This window comes from Calderihabitans maritimus, from assembly GCF_002207765.1.
Taxonomy (GTDB): Bacteria; Bacillota; KKC1; order Calderihabitantales; family Calderihabitantaceae; genus Calderihabitans; species Calderihabitans maritimus.
Window position 1 is genome coordinate 1 of the sequence record NZ_BDGJ01000109.1, and the last position, 235, is coordinate 235.

1 pseudogene is annotated in these 235 nt (G+C 51.9%); it reads right to left on the reverse strand.

From position 1 onward, the window contains the following. Positions 1–235: pseudogene (locus KKC1_RS16295) on the reverse strand (DDE transposase); the annotation flags it as partial.

Consider the following 235-nt stretch of genomic DNA (forward strand, 5'->3'; position numbering starts at 1 on the left):
GTGACGCTCCTTCCTGCTTCTTGCCTCGGCTCAGACTGTTAATGGCTTTGCTGTCCACGGCCAGGATCCGCCCGTAATCCGGTAACAGTTTGCTTATTTCGTCCACCAAACGGGTAAATATTTTTTCTATTTCGTCGATGTGTTCCATAAGTTTCCGGCAAAAACGGCTGTATACGTGAGACGGCGGAACCGCCCGTTCCCCCAACCACGGGTCAAATCCGCAAATCTCCCTCAG